The organism is Allobosea sp. 10N428, assembly GCF_056394545.1.
Genome location: NZ_JBFTIC010000019.1, coordinates 1 through 16,276, shown reverse-complemented (window position 1 = coordinate 16,276; position 16,276 = coordinate 1). Strand labels below are relative to the sequence as shown.

Here is a 16,276-nt window from a genome sequence, read left to right as displayed (position 1 = left end):
GGTCCGGCGTCGCGCGCCGGATCGGGCTAACCTTCGGCGAGGCTATCATGCGCAGGGCCGCGGCATCGAGGCAGCGGCCTTGCTGCGGATCAGGCGAGCCGGATGTCCGAAAGATCGATCGAGACGACCAGCGGCTCGGCAAGAGAGATTCCATCCGGCTGGCGCGGGTAGATTCGCCGCTCGGTTGGAAACCGGAGACCCTGCACCTCGGCATAGCCGCCGATATAGTGTGCGCCCGGCGTGTTTCCCGCGATCTCGACATCATAGTCGTGACGCTTCAGCAAGCCGGCATCGTCGACGTAGAGCGTCTGCACGGTGCTATGTGTGGCGATAGCGGGCGGAAACGTGACTTCGAGCCGCTGCCAGACCTCACCCTTCTCCCTCCACTCCCCGATGGATCGGCTGACGACGCCCGGCGCGGCCAGCAGGAACGGCATGTTGAGATAGGTCCACATCGCGATCCCGGCGAAATAGGCCAGTTGAGGCTCCGTCCACGGTGTTTCGAGCGTATGGCCGGCGAAGGAGGCACGAGGCTCGTCCAGCTCCTCGACGATCTTCCCGGCGGCGTCCTTGATCTCGACGCGGCCCGGCTCGAAGCGGGTCACCTTGCCCTCCGGTCCGAACGGCGAATGGGAAGCCCACTCATTGCCAAGCCCAACCGTGACGTTCGTCTCGTCGAGTTTGCCGCCATGTCCCTTGAGCGGCCAGAGCACGCCGCCCTGCCGGAGATGAGCGGTCAAGGAGGTGAATGTCTTCCATCTGTCGAGCCCGCCATGAGCATCGATGATCTTCCGCGCCAGAGCGTCCATGTTTTCATCCTGTTATTTGCTGCGTGATTCAGGCGTCGAGAAAGGTCTCGACATGCGAAACGAATGTTTCCGGATACTGGAACAGCGCACCGTGGCCTGAATCCGGATAGATAATGAGCGTGGCGCTGCTCATGTTCTTGAACATCGCGTAGGCATTGATCGACGGGAACATCGTGTCGTCGCTGCCATGGACGATAAGCGTGGGCTGCCGGATCGCCCTGAGCGAGGCGGGACTCGGGTCGGGCTCCGCGCACCAGCGGATGATGGCCTGCGCCTGCGGGTTGCTGACGGCTTCGCCGCGGTCCGGATCACGGTCGACCGTCCGGACACTCGCGCGGTCGACGAAGGCAGCGCCGGCGGCCTGGCTGGCTTCGGACGGCGTGAAGAAGAGCGAAAGCCTGACGTCGCGCGCGTTCCGGGCGAAAGCCTCTTCGACGACCTGCAGCAGATGCTCCTCGCCGCCGCGCGGAGCCGTACCTGCGAGAATCATCCTGCGGACTTCGACCGCGCCGCGCGTCGCCATCACCTGGGCCAGAAAGCCGCCGAGCGAGAAGCCGAGGAGGTCGACCTGCTTCAGGCCGAGCGCTGCGATGAAGGCTTCGGCATCGGTGGCCTGCTGCTCGACGCTGTCGGGTGTTTCGCCGGAGGAGGTGCCGACGCCGGCATTGTTGAAGGCGATCACAGGGCGCCGCACTGCCAGCGCATTGATCACTACCGGGTCCCACGCGTCCATCGTGCCGGTGAAGTGCTGCAGCAGGATGAGCGGAATACCCGCTTCCGGCCCGAGCCGCCTATAGGCGAAGCGTAGGCCGCCGCTATCGACATAGCGTGTCGGAGTCCGTTCGAGAGTATCTGGCATGGTGGGTTCCTTTCGCTTCGAATGAAGACGAGCCTTTCCGAGCGCGGCGGCGCCCATGCAGCCGCGCGAAAGCTGATCGAGTCGGTGTCGGCGGATGGAGGCTTAGGGCGCCGGTGTCGGATCCTCGAGGCTGATCATTCCGTGTCCTTCGGCTCGAAGCGCGGCCTCGACCGAATGCCTCGCTCCGACCAGTCGAAGGAAAGCTGCCAGCCGGGGATAGGCGTCGAGCGCGATGCCGTAGAAGCGCGTCCAGCTGGCGATGACGAAGAGATAGGCGTCGGCAGCGGTGAAGATTTCGCCGGTGAGGAACGGCCCAACCATCCCCTGTTCGGCGAAGGCGAGACGCCCCCGGGTGCGGGTGAGGACGAGCTCGCGCATGGGCGCATCGATCTTCCAGTTGAGCGGGATGAAGCTCTTGTGCAGCTCGGCGGCGACGAAACTTTGCCATTCCATGACCCGGTAGCGCGCAATAGTGCCGGGAGCAGGCATGAGATCGCGTCGCTCCGCCTGGTCACAGATGAATTGCGCGATCACCATGTTCTCGGTCAGCCGCTCGCCACCAGGAAGCTCCAGCAGCGGCACCATGCCTCTGGGAGCCACATCGCGATAATCCGAGCCGTCCGCCCGCTGCTTTGCCGTTACGTTCACGACCTCGAGATCGAAGGGCTCCGCGATCTCGCGCAACAGGATGTGCACCGACAACGAGCTCGCACCCGGATGAACGTAAAGCTTCATGCAACAGCCCTCCTGGCAGGTGCCTCGGCCCTGGGGCCGAGGCACCGCTTCATCAGGCCTTCACGAAGGCGAGCAGGTCTGGGTTGATCACGTCGGCGTGGGTCGTGAGCATCCCGTGCGGATAGCCCTTGTAAAGCTTCAGCGTGCCGTTCTTCAGCAGCTTCACGGCCTTGAGGGCGGCATCCTCGTAGGGCACGACCTGGTCGTCGTCGCCGTGCATGACCAGCGTCGGCACGGTGATGTCCTTCAGGTCATCGGTCTGATCGGTCTCGGAGAAAGCCTTGATGCCGTCGTAATGCGCCTTCGCCGAACCCATCATGCCCTGGCGCCACCAATTCTGGATCGTGCCCGGGATCGGCGTCACGCCCGGCCTGTTGAAGCCGTAGAACGGTCCGGTCGGCACATCGAGGAAGAACTGCGCGCGATTGGCTGCCAGCGCGGAGCGGAAGCCATCGAACACCGCCATAGGCAGGCCTTCGGGATTCTTTTCGGTCTTCACCATGATTGGCGGGATCGCCGAAACCAGAACCGCCTTGGCGACGCGGCCCTGCGGTTGACCGAACTTGGCGACATAGCGCGCGACCTCGCCGCCACCCGTCGAATGGCCGATATGCACGGCGTTACGCAGATTCAGGTGCTCGGCCACTGCGGAGGCGTCCGCGGCATAATGGTCGATGTCGTGCCCTTCGCTGACCTGCGATGAACGACCATGACCACGCCTGTCATGCGCCACCACGCGATAGCCGTTGTGAAGGAAGAACAGCATCTGCGCGTCCCAGTCGTCCGATGACAGGGGCCAGCCATGGTGGAAGACGATGGGCTGGGCGCTCTTCGGACCCCAATCTTTGTAGAAGATCTCCACGCCGTCCTTGGTGGTGACGTAAGCGGCGCTCATGGCGGTCTTTCCTTTCGATGCGGGGATTGCGGACAAGGGAGTAGCGAACGCGGGAGCCGGAAGAATCGCGGCTGCTGCAATACCGACCGCTCCGGTCAGGACAGTGCGGCGGCTCTCGGTGGAACCTGGATAAGACATGGCGGCGGCCTCGAAAAACTTGCTCCAAAGAGCAGTAAAGCCAATCCGGATTCATTGACGGACATAGAAGCCTGAGATCGGGACATTTCGACCTCTGCCCCTCTCAAGGAGCCGACGACGATCGATAGCGCGCGGGCGAGGCCGAAAGAGTCCGCATTGCTGCGCTGGCAGGAAACTCGATGACTCGTTGACCGAGAACGGCATCGAAGCACGGAACCTCGTCCAGGTGACGCGACTTCAGTTTTTCACTGAAGACCGCCAAATCCTGCACAATCAAGTGCGTTGCTATCTCGCAAAAAAAGCTGCCACCCGCGTGCAGACGAAACGCGCCAGAAGCGGAAGCTGGGCTTTCGCCGAGAAGCGGACATTCAACCTGCATGCGATTACCGCGCGACTTAAAGCCTAAGGGTATCCTTGAACTGCGTCCGGTCTTACCTCGGCGCAGCAGGCACCAGAAGTGAGCTGCAATGCTGAGGCCTTTTATTGAATGGCGATAGCATCGCGAGCCTACCAGCCACACCGACCCACAAGCCATCTCCCTTAGGTTGGCGCTCTAATTCTACTTTACGGTGGGAAACCATTGCCGATTGCGGAGCAAAATTTGCCGCCGCCAAGGATGTTTGAAGACTGCGCCCTTGCCCTATGTGATAGTAAATGCTCGCTTTTTTCGAGCTTGCCCGGAGACTGCTGACGGCACGGCGATTGCTGATCCACGCCAAAGAGAGTTGCATGGGGTTGGAAATGAACGTTACCGGGTTCGGCTCACCTTACCTTCCCAATAGGCCCGCCTATGACCTCGGCTCAGCGCAAGGTAATGGAGCGAAGGCTCCATCGAGCCCGTCGGCGCAACCGCTGCCCAACCAAGCGCAAAAATCGCCGTCGGATGCGGAGCTCAAGGAGTTCAAGGACGACTTGCTCGCTTATCAAGCCCAGCAGGAAGCTTCGGGCGATTACCCTGCAATCCAAATGTTAATCCCCGCGAACGAGCGCGGCTACGTCGCAATCCCCTCGGCCGACCAGCAGAAGCTTATCAACGCGATCATCGCCCGCCATCAGGGCGATGCCGAGTTGCAGAACCCAACTGTTGCCCTGAACAAGACGGCCCTGTGGAAGGAACTCACGAAGGAGGGCGTCAACTCCGACCAGATAGCGAGCGGCGCCAAGTTCTTCTATTCGCCCGACGGCACAATCGTAGACCGCAGGACGGCCACCACGGGCGTCGACAGAATGGCCTAAGCTGGTTTCAATAGGCTGCGCTCGGGTTCGACGTCGAAACTGCGCGCCGATGTGCCGTAGGCCACGGCGAGGAGCCGCTGGTTTCGGGCCCCGACAAGCTGGTCTTGTTCGGTGGCGTCTTGCAACCGACTGTGACGGGCAAGGGCCGGACATGGTCGACTGTCCAACAGCGTTTTGGCGAGCCATCGAGTAAGCACACGCAGGCCATTCTCCTGACGCCATTATCGCACGCCGGGCATGGATTAATGCTCGCGCTATAAGAATTACACCCACATATCCAAAGGTATATATCTGACTCATCAGAGTGAGAGGATAATGCGCATCTCTATAACATGATTCCTGTCTTAACAGTGAAGTTATTTCTCAAATAAGCTAGCGTGATTTGGCGCCGGAAATCATCAGACTTTGCGTATTGGGCACCTAATTGTTTTCTTGGTTCCCGAAATTCGCAAAGAGGATACTGAAATGAAGAACGAAGTGCCGAGCAAGGGTCTTGAGTGGACCAACTTGATCCTCGGAGTCAGCTTGGCTTGCGCTTCTATGGCGTTCGCCGGGTCGCCGCTGGCAGCATGGAACGCGGGCATCACCGGGGGATTGATTGCGTGCCTTTCCGCGATCGCACTATACCGAAATGAGAATGGCGCCGCTCGGTACAATCTCATCCTGGGCTCCTGGGCGGTGATTGCTCCTTTCGTGTTGGGCTTTGGAGCCGTTGCCGCTCCGATGTGGACACATGTGGTGATGGGGCTCTGCATCGCGGCAATCGCGGCGACCCAGATCCTCGCGAAACGCAGTGCTCGCCCCGCTCCGCTCAAGTAGCCCTGGCCGCTATGCGCGACGATTATTCGAGGCGGCTTTGATCGGCCGCCTCGGAGTTCCCGTCAAAATCACGATCGGGGTGAACATGTGCGAGATTTCCGAGCCGACGCTTGAAGAACTTCTGGCTGACACGCTGATCCAAATGGTGATGAAGCGGGATGCTCAGACCGTGCACGACATACGCGAGGCGTTTCGTACCAGCGAAATGCATGCCGAACAGCGTGCGCTCGGTGGACCGGATAGCGTTGCCAAGGTCGGAACGCGCATTCACTGGGGCGGACAGCTACGTAGAGTTTCGCGAGACCGCGCCGTTCAGGAAGACCTCGACGGCCGAGACCACGGCTTCCCGAGCCTCAGCAACCGATGGCGGGGCGCGCAGGCCGAGGATGACTTGCAGATGCAGATTGTCGCGGATCATACCGACAAAATGGCCTGCCAGCCGGAGGGTGTCGTCAGACTTGATCTCGCCGCGTTCTTTGGCCGTTTCGAGCACGACTGCCAGCCGCAATGTCGTGCGCCCCGGGCCGCGCTCGTAGAAGGACTTGGCGAGGTCGGGGAAGCGGGTCGCCTCGGTAACGATGGTACGGTAGATGCCGATCAGCGTTGGCGACATGTAGACGGCGAGAAGATGCAGGCCGAATTTGGTCAGCGTTTCACGCAGGTCGCGGCTATCGACTTCGTCCAGCTCCAAGGAGGCGAGAGCCGCGTCAGCGTTCGCCTCCACAAGGGCGAGAAAGAGGCCCTCCTTGTTGCCGAACTCATTGTAGATGTTGCGTTTTGATCCGCCGGCGCGCTGGATGATCGCGTCGATGCTCGTCGCGACATAGCCGCGCTCGAAGAACTCCTCGGCCGCCGCTCTGAGCAGCGCCTCACGTCGCATGCTCGATTGCTCTTCTTTCGATCCATTCACGGGACTTCACGGTCCTTCCCAAAAACACGTCATTGACCGGTAATTCATATTACCATAACGGTCAATGGTAACGATCATTACCGGAGATTGCGCCGTGACGCTGTCCAGGAAGAAAAAAATCGCCGGATTGTCACTATGCCTCGTTGCCGTGGCAGCAGCCGCCGGCGGCTGGGTGCGAACCAGCTCAAGCGACGAGGCCTTTACGGATAACGCCTATGTCAGGGGAGACGTGACATCGCTTGCGCCGAAGGTCGCTGGCTATGTCACTGTCGTCGAGGCGGGAGACAATCAGGCCGTGCGCGCGGGCGACGTGTTGTTCCGTATCGACGACCGAGACTATCGCGCCCGGTTGGCACAAGCGGTCGCCAATTTCGAGGCAGCCCAAGCGCGTGTCACGAATGTCGATGCTGAGACCCGACTCCAACAGGCCTTCATCAGACAAGCTGTGGCGCAGAACCGATCGGCCGAGGCGGAGCTGAGCCTGGCAAGGCGGGCTTGGGATCGCCGTAGCGAACTCATCCATCGTGGTGCGGTCAGCCAAGCGCAACTCGACGAAGCGGAGGCCGCGCGATCGCGGACCGAGGCAGGCGTGTCGGCGGCGGCGGCAACGGAGGAAGCGCAGCGACAGCGTCTCGTTGTTCTGGCCGCCCAGCGCGAGGCCGCGGTAGCCGCTGTCGCGCAGGCGCAGGCAACACAGGAACTGGCGCAGATCGATCTGGATAACACCGTCGTCCGTGCACCGATCGATGGCGTGATCGGCAATCGGCAGGTCCGTGTCGGAAGGCTCGTCGCGCCCGGTGTCGCGCTCCTAGACTTGGTGCCCATCGCCGATCTGTGGGTGGTGGCAAATTTCAAGGAGACCCAGATCGCGCGCATTCAGCCCGGGCAGCGGCTGCGTATCACGATCGACGGCTATCCTGACGAGGCCTTCCACGGTGTCGTGGACAGCTTCGCCCCAGGCAGCGGCTCAGCATTCAGCCTGCTGCCCGCGGACAATGCGACCGGGAATTTCGTTCGCGTCGTGCAGCGCGTCCCGGTCAAGATCCGTTTTCTCGACCATCCGCCGCCCGGCCGCCTCGTACCGGGCCTCTCGGCGCGCGTTGCGATCGACCTGTCGAGCCCGTCGTGACCGAGCCCGCTCCCCTGTCGCAGGCTCGAATTGTGTCCACTCGCAACCGCGCCGTATCCGACGCGCTTCTGGTCGTGGGCATCGTTCTGACGACGCTGACGGAAGCGATCACCGGCACCGTCCTGTCGCTGGGGCGAAGTGACATCATCGGAGATGTTCACGCCACGCCCGACGAGTTCGCGTGGCTCGACGTTGCCTACACGACATCTAAGCTGATCGCCTTCATGACCGCCCATGCGCTTTCAAGTCGCGTTGAGCCACATCGCCTGGTGATAGGATCGACTCTCCTGATGGGATTGGCCTGCGCCATGGCCGCTGTCACCACTCGGCTGGACCTGCTGGTGGCGCTGCGGGCCGCTCAGGGCTTCTCCGGAGGCACTCTGCTGGTTGCGGGGCAGATGCTGCTGTTCATCACCTATCCGCGCCGACACCAGCCTGTCCTTCAAGCCTTGTTTGCCATTGGGGCAGTCGTTGCGCCCGCTACTGTAGCGCCCGCTCTCCAAGGCTGGCTGCTCGACGATCAGTCTTGGAACTGGATCTTCTTCAGCGCCGTTCCGATCGCCTTGGCGGGAGCCGGCATCCTCCTGCTCCCGGAACACCGGCAGAGCGCCAGCATCGCCAAACGCCCTTTCGACTGGCTTGGCGTCGCTCTCATTTCGATCACCATGTTCTGCTTCGCCTATGTTCTCAGCCAAGGCAGCCGCTGGGACTGGTTTGAAGAGCCACGGATAAGATGGCTGAGCGGGCTCGGCGCGGCCTCCCTTGTCGGCTTTATCGGGCAGCAGGCGGCGGTGAAGCGTCGAGGTCTGCTCGATATTAGCTGCTTTCGATCTCAGGATTTCCTCTTCGCCTTCATGGTCAGCTTTGTAGCTGGCGCTGCGCTTTTCGGAAGTGCCTATCTCATTCCCGCCTTCGCGGTGTCCGTCCTGGCGTTCACGCCGACAGATGCCGGACAACTCCTGCTTCCGAGCGGCGCGCTTTTCATCGCCGCACTACTCGTGGCAGCCGTGCTCATGCAGTTTCGTCGCCTTCCGCCGATCGCCACGGTGCCCTTCGGCATCCTCATGGTGATGACGGCGATGTGGATGCTGTCCGGATCGACCAGCGAGAGCGGCACCGCCGATATGATGCCGGCGGTTCTGCTGCGCGGATTCGGTCTCGGGTTCCTGTTCCTGTCTATCACGCTGATCGCTTTCGGCGATCTCCGCCGTCACAATCTTGCGTCCGGCATCGGCATCTTCAATACCGGGCGACAGCTCGGCGGCCTTATCGGGGTCGCCGCCCTCCAGACGCTGATTGACCGGAACGTCGCCGCCAATACCACCGTATTCGCTCTGCACATCAGTTCGGGCATCCCGACCGTGAACGAGCGCCTTACGGCGGTGGCCGCCATTCTCGCAGGAAAGGGTCTCGACCCAGTGGCGGCCGCTCAAGGAGCCAGGAGCATGCTGGGAAAGTCCGTTACCGTGCAATCAACCGTGATCGCATTCGACTCAGCGTTCATTGCCGTCGCGATGCTGTTTGTGGTCGCGGCTCCGGTGCTCGTCGCGGTCAAGATCGGGCTCGTCCGCCGCTCCAAGCGACAACCGTCTCGGCCGGAAAAAACAGAACAATTGTCGGTCCGACTGGCGGATCGATAAAGGCCGCGAAGCGAGCGGCGAACGGCCGAAACCGCTCGACCATGCAGCCCTGCGCACGACCTTGGTCCGTCATCCCTATGCAGATGTACAGGTCGGACCGACTTTTATCGAGAGCAGGCTGCTGTCAGGGCAATAGCGGCTCAAGCTTCCGATGTGAAGAATTCCGGTCCTGTCTTCGCGCCGCCGGCCCTCTCGGACTCATTTCGATTGCATGGCGTGGCGCACATTCGGGAGGAGCTACCTATGAAAGAAGTCTTCGCAGGTAAGGCCGTCCTGCCTCAAAACCGCGCTGTTGCAGCGGCCGTCGTGACGATGGTCGCCTTCAACGGGATATTTCTGTCCCTGAACGGCGCCTTCATGCTCGTTGCTCCGCTGGCCTGGTACGAACTGGTGCCGGGCGTGACCGACACGGGCTTCTTCAACCAGCACTTCATCCGCGACATCGGGATGATCCAGCTCTTCCTGGGCGTGTCGTTTGGTTTGGGTCTGCTCCTGCCGGAGCGCCGCGTCGGATACTGGGCGGCCGCGACGGCATGGCTCTGCTCTCACGCGCTGTTTCACTTTTGGGAGGTTGCCGTCGGTATCTGTTCTCCGTCGGTCATTCCAAGAGACTTTCCAGCGGTGACGCTTCCGGCGCTCCTTGGACTGGTACTGACCTTCTGGGCAGTGCGCAACGCGCCACAGGCTGTGCTGCAAACGTCAGAGATGCGGCCCGTGCCGGCAGAACGCTTTTGCCCTTCGCCTTGCCCACGCGGCAATCCATCCCGGAAGTAAGAACCCGTCTTGCCCGGGGAATTCCCAGAACTGGCGGCGGTCCTCTCGCGCTAAGCGCACCCTCGCCATGCCGCCCTCCGAGAACACAGGAGAACGCAGATGAGACCGAGCGCATTCACATTCGCAGTGGCAGCCGCACTGGCCGGCGCGCCGAGTCAGCCATTGTATGCAGCGCCGCATGCCAGACCGACCATCATCCTCGTCCACGGCGCCTTTGCTGAATCCGCAAGCTGGAATGCCGTGGTCTCGCGGTTGAACAAGAGCGGATACCGGGCAATCGCCGCCGCCAATCCCTTGCGGAGCCTAAAGGCCGATGCAGCGGAAGTCGGAGCGCTCATCCGATCGATCGCCGGCCCCGTTGTGCTGGTCGGCCATTCCTATGGTGGCCCGGTGATCACGGAGGCTGCGAATGGGCAACCGAACGTGAAGGCGCTGGTCTACGTCGCCGCATTCGCGCCGGATACAGGAGAATCCAGCCTGTCGCTCACCGGCAGATTTCCCGGAAGCACTCTCAGTAGCGCGATCCACCCGGTCGAACTGGTGAGTGGAGGACGCGATCTCTACATCAAGCCGGACAGGTTCCCGAGCCAGTTCGCTGCCGATGTTCCGAGGCGCCAGGCAGCCGCGATGGCGGTTACGCAGCGTCCCGTCGCCGAAGCCGCACTGGCGGAACCCTCCGGCACACCTTCGTGGAAGACGCTGCCGTCCTACTCGATCTACGGGACGGGCGATCTGAACATCCCGCCGGCGGCAATGGCGTTCATGGCGCAGCGTGCGCAGGCGGTGAAGACGGTCAGGGTCAAGGGAGCTTCGCACGTCGTGATGATTTCTCATCCCGCGCGGGTCGCCTCGCTGATCGAGCTGGCCGCGTCGCGCTAGGCGGCGGCAGCGGGGAGCCAAATCCGCACGCCATCTCGGTCTGGGCGAGAACCCTTGGCCATGCCTGCCCCCGCGAAAAGTTGGCCTTCCTGGGCTCTGCCCTTAATATTTTTAGTAGCGCTCATATTGCGTAATATCAGCACATAACAAGTCGTTATATTTCCAATGATCTATCTATCATATAGTATAGAATCTTCTAACACTAAGATCAATCGATATTCAATTCGTTCTAATACATCGTAATCAAGCCGTGATTAGAGCGGTAATCAGCAGGAGATAATCATGAGCCTAGACATCGCCTTGCGTCCCGGGAAGCCGGGTCCAGAAGAGCTAGTTCCGTCACGTTATGCCGTGCGGGTCGGCGAGATCGACGTGCTGGTGATCAGCGACGGAGTTCTGCCGCTTCCTACCAAGATGCTCGGACACAACGCCGACGCCACCGAACGGGCGGCTTGGCTGAACGACATGTTCCTGCCGCCGGATGCGTTCGATTGGTCGCTGAACGTGGTCGTTGTCCGGAGCGGCAGCCAGACCATCCTCGTCGATGCCGGGCTCGGGTTGGACCCGAATTTGAACCTGCCGCGCGCCGGACAACTCGTGAAGCGGCTGGAGGCGGCAGGGATCGATCTCGGGTCCGTAACCGATGTTGTCTTGACACACATGCACATGGATCACATCGGCGGGCTTCTCGTCGACGGGGTCAAGGAGCGGATGCGTCCGGACCTTCGGATCCACGTTGCGGCCGCCGAGGTCGAGTTCTGGGAGGCGCCCGACTTCACCCACGCCGTCATGCCGCAGGGCTTCCCGGACGCGCTCCGGGCAACAGCCAAGCGGTTCGCGAAGGAGTACCGCAGCCAGCTTCGGTTGTTCAAGGATGAGCATGAGGTCGCCCCCGGCGTCGTCGCCCGTCGAACTGGAGGCCATACCCCCGGCCACAGTGTGGTTCGCATGGCCTCCGGCGGCGACCGGCTGACATTCGCTGGTGACGCCGTGTTCGCGGTCGGCTTCGAGCATCCCGACTGGCACAACGGCTTCGAGCACGACCCTGAGGAGGCGGCCCGCGTGCGCATCCGTCTCCTGACGGAACTGGCGGAAACCGGCGAACAGTTGGTGGCCACTCACCTGCCATTCCCGTCCGTCGGACGTGTGGCCGCGGATGGCGACACTTTCCGCTGGGTGCCCGTTTTCTGGGACTACTGAACGCTTCCTGTTCGCGGCCGGACCGGGCCACCCACCACAAACGACGCTCCCGGTTCGGCCGACAAGCCCGGCCTCGACGAGGTCGGTTCCCCTCAATGCCTATCGAATGGCACGTCGCATGAGCGGCTGCGAACGGAGAGATCACATGAAGATCGTCATCATCGGTGGAACTGGCCTGATCGGTTCCAAGACTGCGGAGCGCCTGCGCAAGCACGGACACGAAGTCGTCGCCGCGGCGCCCAACACCGGCGTGAATACGATCACCGGGGAAGGCCTGGAGAAGGCGCTTGAGAACGCCTCAGTGGTCGTCGACCTCGCGAACTCTCCCTCCTTCGAGGACAAGGCGGTGCTCGAGTTCTTCCAGGTTTCTGGCCGAAACCTGACGAAGGCGGAGGAAGAGGCCGGTGTGAAACACCATGTGGCGCTCTCCATCGTCGGCACCGATCGTCTGCCGGACAGCGGCTATCTCCGGGCTAAGGTGGCGCAGGAGAAAATCGTCCGGGAATCCGGAGTCCCCTATACAATCCTTCGCTCCACTCAGTTCATGGAATTCCTCGGCGGCATCGCGCAGGCAGGCACTGCCGGCGACACGACCCGGCTGTCGACAGGCAATCTCCAGCCGATCGCCTCCGACGATGTCGCGGACTTCGTGGCGGAAGCGGCCCTGGCGGCGCCGACCAATGGAATCATCGAGATCGCCGGGCCGGAGCGTGCGCGCCTCTGCGATTTCGTCGAGCGCTACCTCAAGGCGATTGGCGATACTCGCAAGGTCATTGCTGACCCCGAGGCCCACTACTTCGGTACTCGGCTCGACGCGGGTTCGCTGGTCTCCGACAACAATCCGCGCATCGGGCGGATCGACTTCGACCGCTGGTTCGCGACGGCACCTCGAAAGTAGCCACAAGCTCACGGGCCGCCCAATGGGCGGCCCGATCAGTTCGACGCTCTGACTTCCACGGGTTCGGCAGATTTCGGTGAGGGCCTCATGTTCGGCGATGACCATTTCCTGCCGATCGTACTCCTCAATGTTCTCGGAGCTGCCGGTGTCGTCGTGTGGCACCTTCAAGGCAGCAACCGACCGACAGCACGCCTGATCGTTCAGATCCTGTTTTTCTTCTGTATGAGCCTGGTGCTCTACGTTGGAGACATTGCTCCGGCTCAGCCCGAAAGCATCTACACACAGGGCTTCACCGCGCTGCTTTCGAAATCGGCCATGATCCTCTGGTGGACTCATCTCGCGTGGACGACCATCGGCTTAATCCACATCTATGTCAGTCTCAATCGCAAGCCGCGTGAGGCGCATCTGATTATGGATATGGCGGTTGCCGTCATCTATCTCGGCGTGGCGTTGTCGGTCATGGGCTTCGTCTTCGGCATGCCGATCGCCACCCTGGTGACAACCTCGGGTGTCGTAGCGGTCATCCTGGGTCTGGCGTTGCAGAATACGCTGGGCGACGGTTTCTCAGGCATCGCTCTGACGCTGGGCAGGGCCTATGCGATCGGTGACTGGATCCAGTTGAGCGACGGCACGGCGGGACGGGTCACGGAATCGAACTGGCGTTCCACGAACCTCCTGACTGCGGTGAACAATATCGTCGTGCTGCCGAACAGCCAGCTCGCAAGGCAGAGCCTGACCAGCCTGAGCCGACCCGACGAAACCCATCAGATCACGTTGGGCGTGCGCTTCGCCGCCGGACAGAGGCCGAGCTTTGTCGAGGAGGCCATGCGGACCGTGCTCGAGAGCAGTATCCGGATCGTCGCAGATCCGCCGCCGACCGTCGTTCTGAGAGCCATCGACGCGGTGGCAATCGAAGTGGAATTGCAATTCCGGGTCGCGAGCGTTGCCATGGGGATATCAGCCAAGAACGAGATCATCGACCTGATTCATGGCCGATGCGAGACCAGCGGACTTTCGCTGGCGCCGCCCGCCTGAGCCTTCTTTCCCATCGCTCACTAAACTCCACGCAGATCATGGATTTCCATAAGTGCGCTGGAGGCTTCGCACAGCTAGCGTGCCGAATGACCTGTGGCTCCGTGCTGGGTGCGAGTTCGGCCTACGTCCTCTGGCCGCGCGAACATGCCGACGGAGCGGCTCAATGTTTTCGACGAGGACGGTCGAATGGCGACGGCACGACTGGATCATCGAGTAGCGATCGCGATCATGGCATCCGTAGTCGGGATCGCCGTCGCTTGGCTCACGGGTGCGATGTACGGGTATATTGCCCCGCTCGCGGCGCTATCCACCTATGTGAAACTCAGATCGTCCCTGCACATCGCATTGGCGCTGGCGGTTCTCATTCTCCTCCTGGTGGTCACTGTTTTTCTCCATGGGACGCCTTTGCCAGAATCGTTGCCGACCTGGTTGCCGCTGGCGGCAATCGCGGTTTCCGTCTGCGCGGTTACGGTGAGTTCCTGTGCGCAAGGCGCGTCGGCCCATCTGCGAGATAATCCAGCACGGGATGATGCCGAAGTACTGCATGGCAATGGCGAGGCTGCCATCCAGCGCGCGCCCCGGTTCGAGGCCGTTCACCCGGACGACCGCACTGGCGTCGCGCACGCCATGGCACGGGCGCTCTGGACGGGTGTGCCCCAGGTTCTTCAGCATCGTCAGCTCGAACCTGATGGCTCGCATCGCTGGGTACGATCGCGTTGGGAGCCTGCCACTAAGCCGGGTGTCTCTGTGCCGGAACTGGACCCGCATGAGGCAGTCGTGGAGCGCGGCCCATCTCGTGACGACGCCGGCGATGTCATCGCCAAGGCGCGAACGATCGAAGATCTCTTTGGTAATGGCTGGGCGCTGGACCGGGACGGACGCTGGATTTACCTGCCGGCTTTCGCTCAAGCCACTCTGGGTTTGACGCCTGAAGACCTGAACCGCTCATGCGATGAGGGCGATATCGCCTGGGGGCAGATCGTCCATCCAGAAGACCATGATGAACTAGCCCGACAATGGCGTCACTGCCTCCGGACGGGCGAGCCCCTCAACGCGGAGTTTCGTATCCGTCGTAAGACTGGCATTTTTGCTTGGGGTCGCAGCTCTGCGCGCGCCGTGCGTGACAGCTCCGGCGCCGTCGTCGGCTGGTTCGGTACTTCGATCGACATCGACGTCTACAAGCGAACCGAAGCAGGCCTCCGGGAAAGGGAGCGTCTTCTCGAGCAACTTATCGAGACTGTCCCAGCCTCCATCTGGAGCGCGACGGACAAGGGATGGCCTGTCTACGTCAACAAACATCTCACCGAGGTGACGGGCGCGACGCTGGACACGATTACGGCGCCCGACGGTTCGATGTCGTTGAACGTCATGATTCATGCCGATCATCGCGAGGCTGCAATCAATGCTTACATGGAGTCGATCGCGACGGGTAAGCCTTACAGGATCAAATATCGCCAGCTTCGGGCGGATGGTTCCTATCGCTGGACCGAGACCCGCGCGGATCCGCTGCGCGACGAGACCGGCGCTATTCTCCGTTGGTACGGCGTTAGCGTCGACATTCATGATCTTGTGAGTACGCAGGCCGAATTGCGTCACCGCGAACGCGAGTTGATGCAGTTGGTCGATCTGGTGCCGAGCTTTCTCTGGCAACTGAAACCGGACGGCGAGCCAAGCTTCTTCAACAAGCGCCTCATCGACTTTTTCGGACTGAATGACGCCGCGTCCGAGCAGATTGCGCCGGACCGGTTGGCAGGAATCTTGCGGACGTCCGTTCACCCTGAGGATGCAGCGGGATTGCAGCAGACACTCAGCCATTCTCTGGCCACCGGCGAGCGCTTCTCGATGCGATATCGCCTGCGTCGTGCCGATGGCGTCTATCGCTGGATGGAGGGGCGCGCCGAACCATTTCGGGATGTCACAGGCCGCATTCTCCAATGGTACGGACTGTCGCATGACATCGATGATCAGCTCCGGACCGAGGAGGCGCTGCGCGAACGGGAGCGCTTCCTCTGGCAGTTGGTCGAAACCTTGCCGGCTATGATTGATTGCGCAAAGCCCAATGGCGAGCCGGTCTATCGCAGTCGCCAGCTCCGTGAATTCCTCGGTTACGAGCTCGAGGAGCTGGATGGCGAGAATCAATCGCGGTTGCTCGCCACCCTCGATGCCGGAGTTGACCTGAGACCCTTTTCTCCTCCGGTCTGAGAGAGAGTCCTGAGTTTCGTTTCTRGCCTCATGCGGCCTGTTTTTCCAGCGTGGATTTGAGGGCGAACTCGGCGGGCGTGATGTTGCCGAGGGCCGAGTGGGGTCTGTGGCGGTTGTA

16 protein-coding genes and 2 pseudogenes are annotated in these 16,276 nt (G+C 61.7%); 12 read left to right on the top strand and 6 right to left on the bottom strand.

Going from position 1 to position 16,276, the window contains the following annotated elements; translation table 11 throughout:
• Positions 1-89: 89 nt before the first annotated feature.
• From AC1DDA_RS26565 to AC1DDA_RS26550, 4 genes are all read right to left on the bottom strand, one after another.
• Complete coding sequence (locus tag AC1DDA_RS26565; protein ID WP_476798009.1) at positions 90-809, bottom strand: hypothetical protein; 720 nt, start codon at positions 807-809, stop codon at positions 90-92.
• Positions 810-837: 28 nt separating this feature from the next.
• Positions 838-1,668 carry an alpha/beta fold hydrolase gene (locus AC1DDA_RS26560; protein ID WP_476798008.1) on the bottom strand — a complete coding sequence of 277 codons (831 nt, stop codon included), beginning with the start codon at positions 1,666-1,668 and terminating at the stop codon, positions 838-840.
• A 102-nt stretch (positions 1,669-1,770) separates the two neighbouring features.
• Entirely contained in the window at positions 1,771-2,403 is a 633-nt protein-coding gene (locus tag AC1DDA_RS26555) for a glutathione binding-like protein (RefSeq protein WP_476798007.1), read from the bottom strand.
• Between the two features lie 52 nt (positions 2,404-2,455).
• Entirely contained in the window at positions 2,456-3,298 is an 843-nt protein-coding gene (locus AC1DDA_RS26550; RefSeq protein WP_476798006.1) for an alpha/beta fold hydrolase, read from the bottom strand.
• 325 nt (positions 3,299-3,623) lie between these two features.
• Between AC1DDA_RS26550 and AC1DDA_RS26545 the strand changes: the two genes are divergently transcribed.
• The 3 genes from AC1DDA_RS26545 to AC1DDA_RS26535 all read left to right on the top strand — a co-directional run bounded on the left by AC1DDA_RS26545 (position 3,624) and on the right by AC1DDA_RS26535 (position 5,491).
• Positions 3,624-3,842: a hypothetical protein gene (locus AC1DDA_RS26545; protein WP_476798005.1), complete on the top strand. Its 219-nt coding sequence runs from the start codon at positions 3,624-3,626 to the stop codon at positions 3,840-3,842.
• Positions 3,843-4,090: 248 nt separating this feature from the next.
• Positions 4,091-4,672: a hypothetical protein gene (locus AC1DDA_RS26540; RefSeq protein ID WP_061971255.1), complete on the top strand. Its 582-nt coding sequence runs from the start codon at positions 4,091-4,093 to the stop codon at positions 4,670-4,672.
• 465 nt (positions 4,673-5,137) lie between these two features.
• A complete protein-coding gene (locus AC1DDA_RS26535) occupies positions 5,138-5,491 on the top strand; it encodes an SPW repeat protein (protein ID WP_061971257.1) in 354 nt (117 codons plus the stop codon).
• A gap of 22 nt (positions 5,492-5,513) precedes the next feature.
• Here AC1DDA_RS26535 and AC1DDA_RS26530 read toward each other — a convergent pair whose 3' ends face one another.
• Both AC1DDA_RS26530 and AC1DDA_RS26525 read right to left on the bottom strand, forming a co-directional pair.
• Entirely contained in the window at positions 5,514-5,762 is a 249-nt protein-coding gene (locus AC1DDA_RS26530) for a hypothetical protein (RefSeq protein ID WP_476798004.1), read from the bottom strand.
• 12 nt (positions 5,763-5,774) lie between these two features.
• Positions 5,775-6,371 (bottom strand): TetR/AcrR family transcriptional regulator, encoded by a 597-nt coding sequence (locus AC1DDA_RS26525; protein ID WP_082617699.1) that lies wholly within the window; start codon positions 6,369-6,371, stop codon positions 5,775-5,777.
• 94 nt (positions 6,372-6,465) lie between these two features.
• Here AC1DDA_RS26525 and AC1DDA_RS26520 point away from each other — a divergent pair, with 94 nt between their 5' ends.
• The 9 genes and pseudogenes from AC1DDA_RS26520 to AC1DDA_RS26480 form a co-directional block, all read left to right on the top strand.
• Positions 6,466-7,530, top strand: a complete 1,065-nt coding sequence (locus AC1DDA_RS26520; protein ID WP_061971262.1) for an HlyD family secretion protein — start codon at positions 6,466-6,468, stop codon at positions 7,528-7,530.
• A complete protein-coding gene (locus tag AC1DDA_RS26515) occupies positions 7,527-9,170 on the top strand; it encodes a DHA2 family efflux MFS transporter permease subunit (protein WP_244493000.1) in 1,644 nt (547 codons plus the stop codon). The genes AC1DDA_RS26520 and AC1DDA_RS26515 overlap by 4 nt, the downstream gene beginning before the upstream one ends.
• 243 nt (positions 9,171-9,413) lie before the next feature.
• Positions 9,414-9,944 carry a hypothetical protein gene (locus AC1DDA_RS26510; protein ID WP_476798003.1) on the top strand — a complete coding sequence of 177 codons (531 nt, stop codon included), beginning with the start codon at positions 9,414-9,416 and terminating at the stop codon, positions 9,942-9,944.
• Positions 9,945-10,043: 99 nt separating this feature from the next.
• A complete protein-coding gene (locus AC1DDA_RS26505; RefSeq protein WP_061971264.1) occupies positions 10,044-10,823 on the top strand; it encodes an alpha/beta fold hydrolase in 780 nt (259 codons plus the stop codon).
• Between the two features lie 282 nt (positions 10,824-11,105).
• The gene (locus tag AC1DDA_RS26500; protein WP_061971266.1) at positions 11,106-12,023 is read left to right on the top strand and encodes an MBL fold metallo-hydrolase; all 918 of its coding nucleotides are present in this window, start codon (positions 11,106-11,108) and stop codon (positions 12,021-12,023) included.
• A gap of 145 nt (positions 12,024-12,168) precedes the next feature.
• Complete coding sequence (locus AC1DDA_RS26495; RefSeq protein WP_061971268.1) at positions 12,169-12,921, top strand: SDR family oxidoreductase; 753 nt, start codon at positions 12,169-12,171, stop codon at positions 12,919-12,921.
• 87 nt (positions 12,922-13,008) lie between these two features.
• A complete protein-coding gene (locus AC1DDA_RS26490; RefSeq protein ID WP_476798002.1) occupies positions 13,009-13,956 on the top strand; it encodes a mechanosensitive ion channel family protein in 948 nt (315 codons plus the stop codon).
• 144 nt (positions 13,957-14,100) lie between these two features.
• Positions 14,101-15,138, top strand: a pseudogene (locus tag AC1DDA_RS26485) (PAS domain-containing protein); the annotation flags it as partial.
• Positions 15,118-16,128, top strand: a pseudogene (locus tag AC1DDA_RS26480) (PAS domain-containing protein); the annotation flags it as partial. The pseudogenes AC1DDA_RS26485 and AC1DDA_RS26480, both read left to right, overlap by 21 nt.
• Positions 16,129-16,276: the final 148 nt, after the last annotated feature.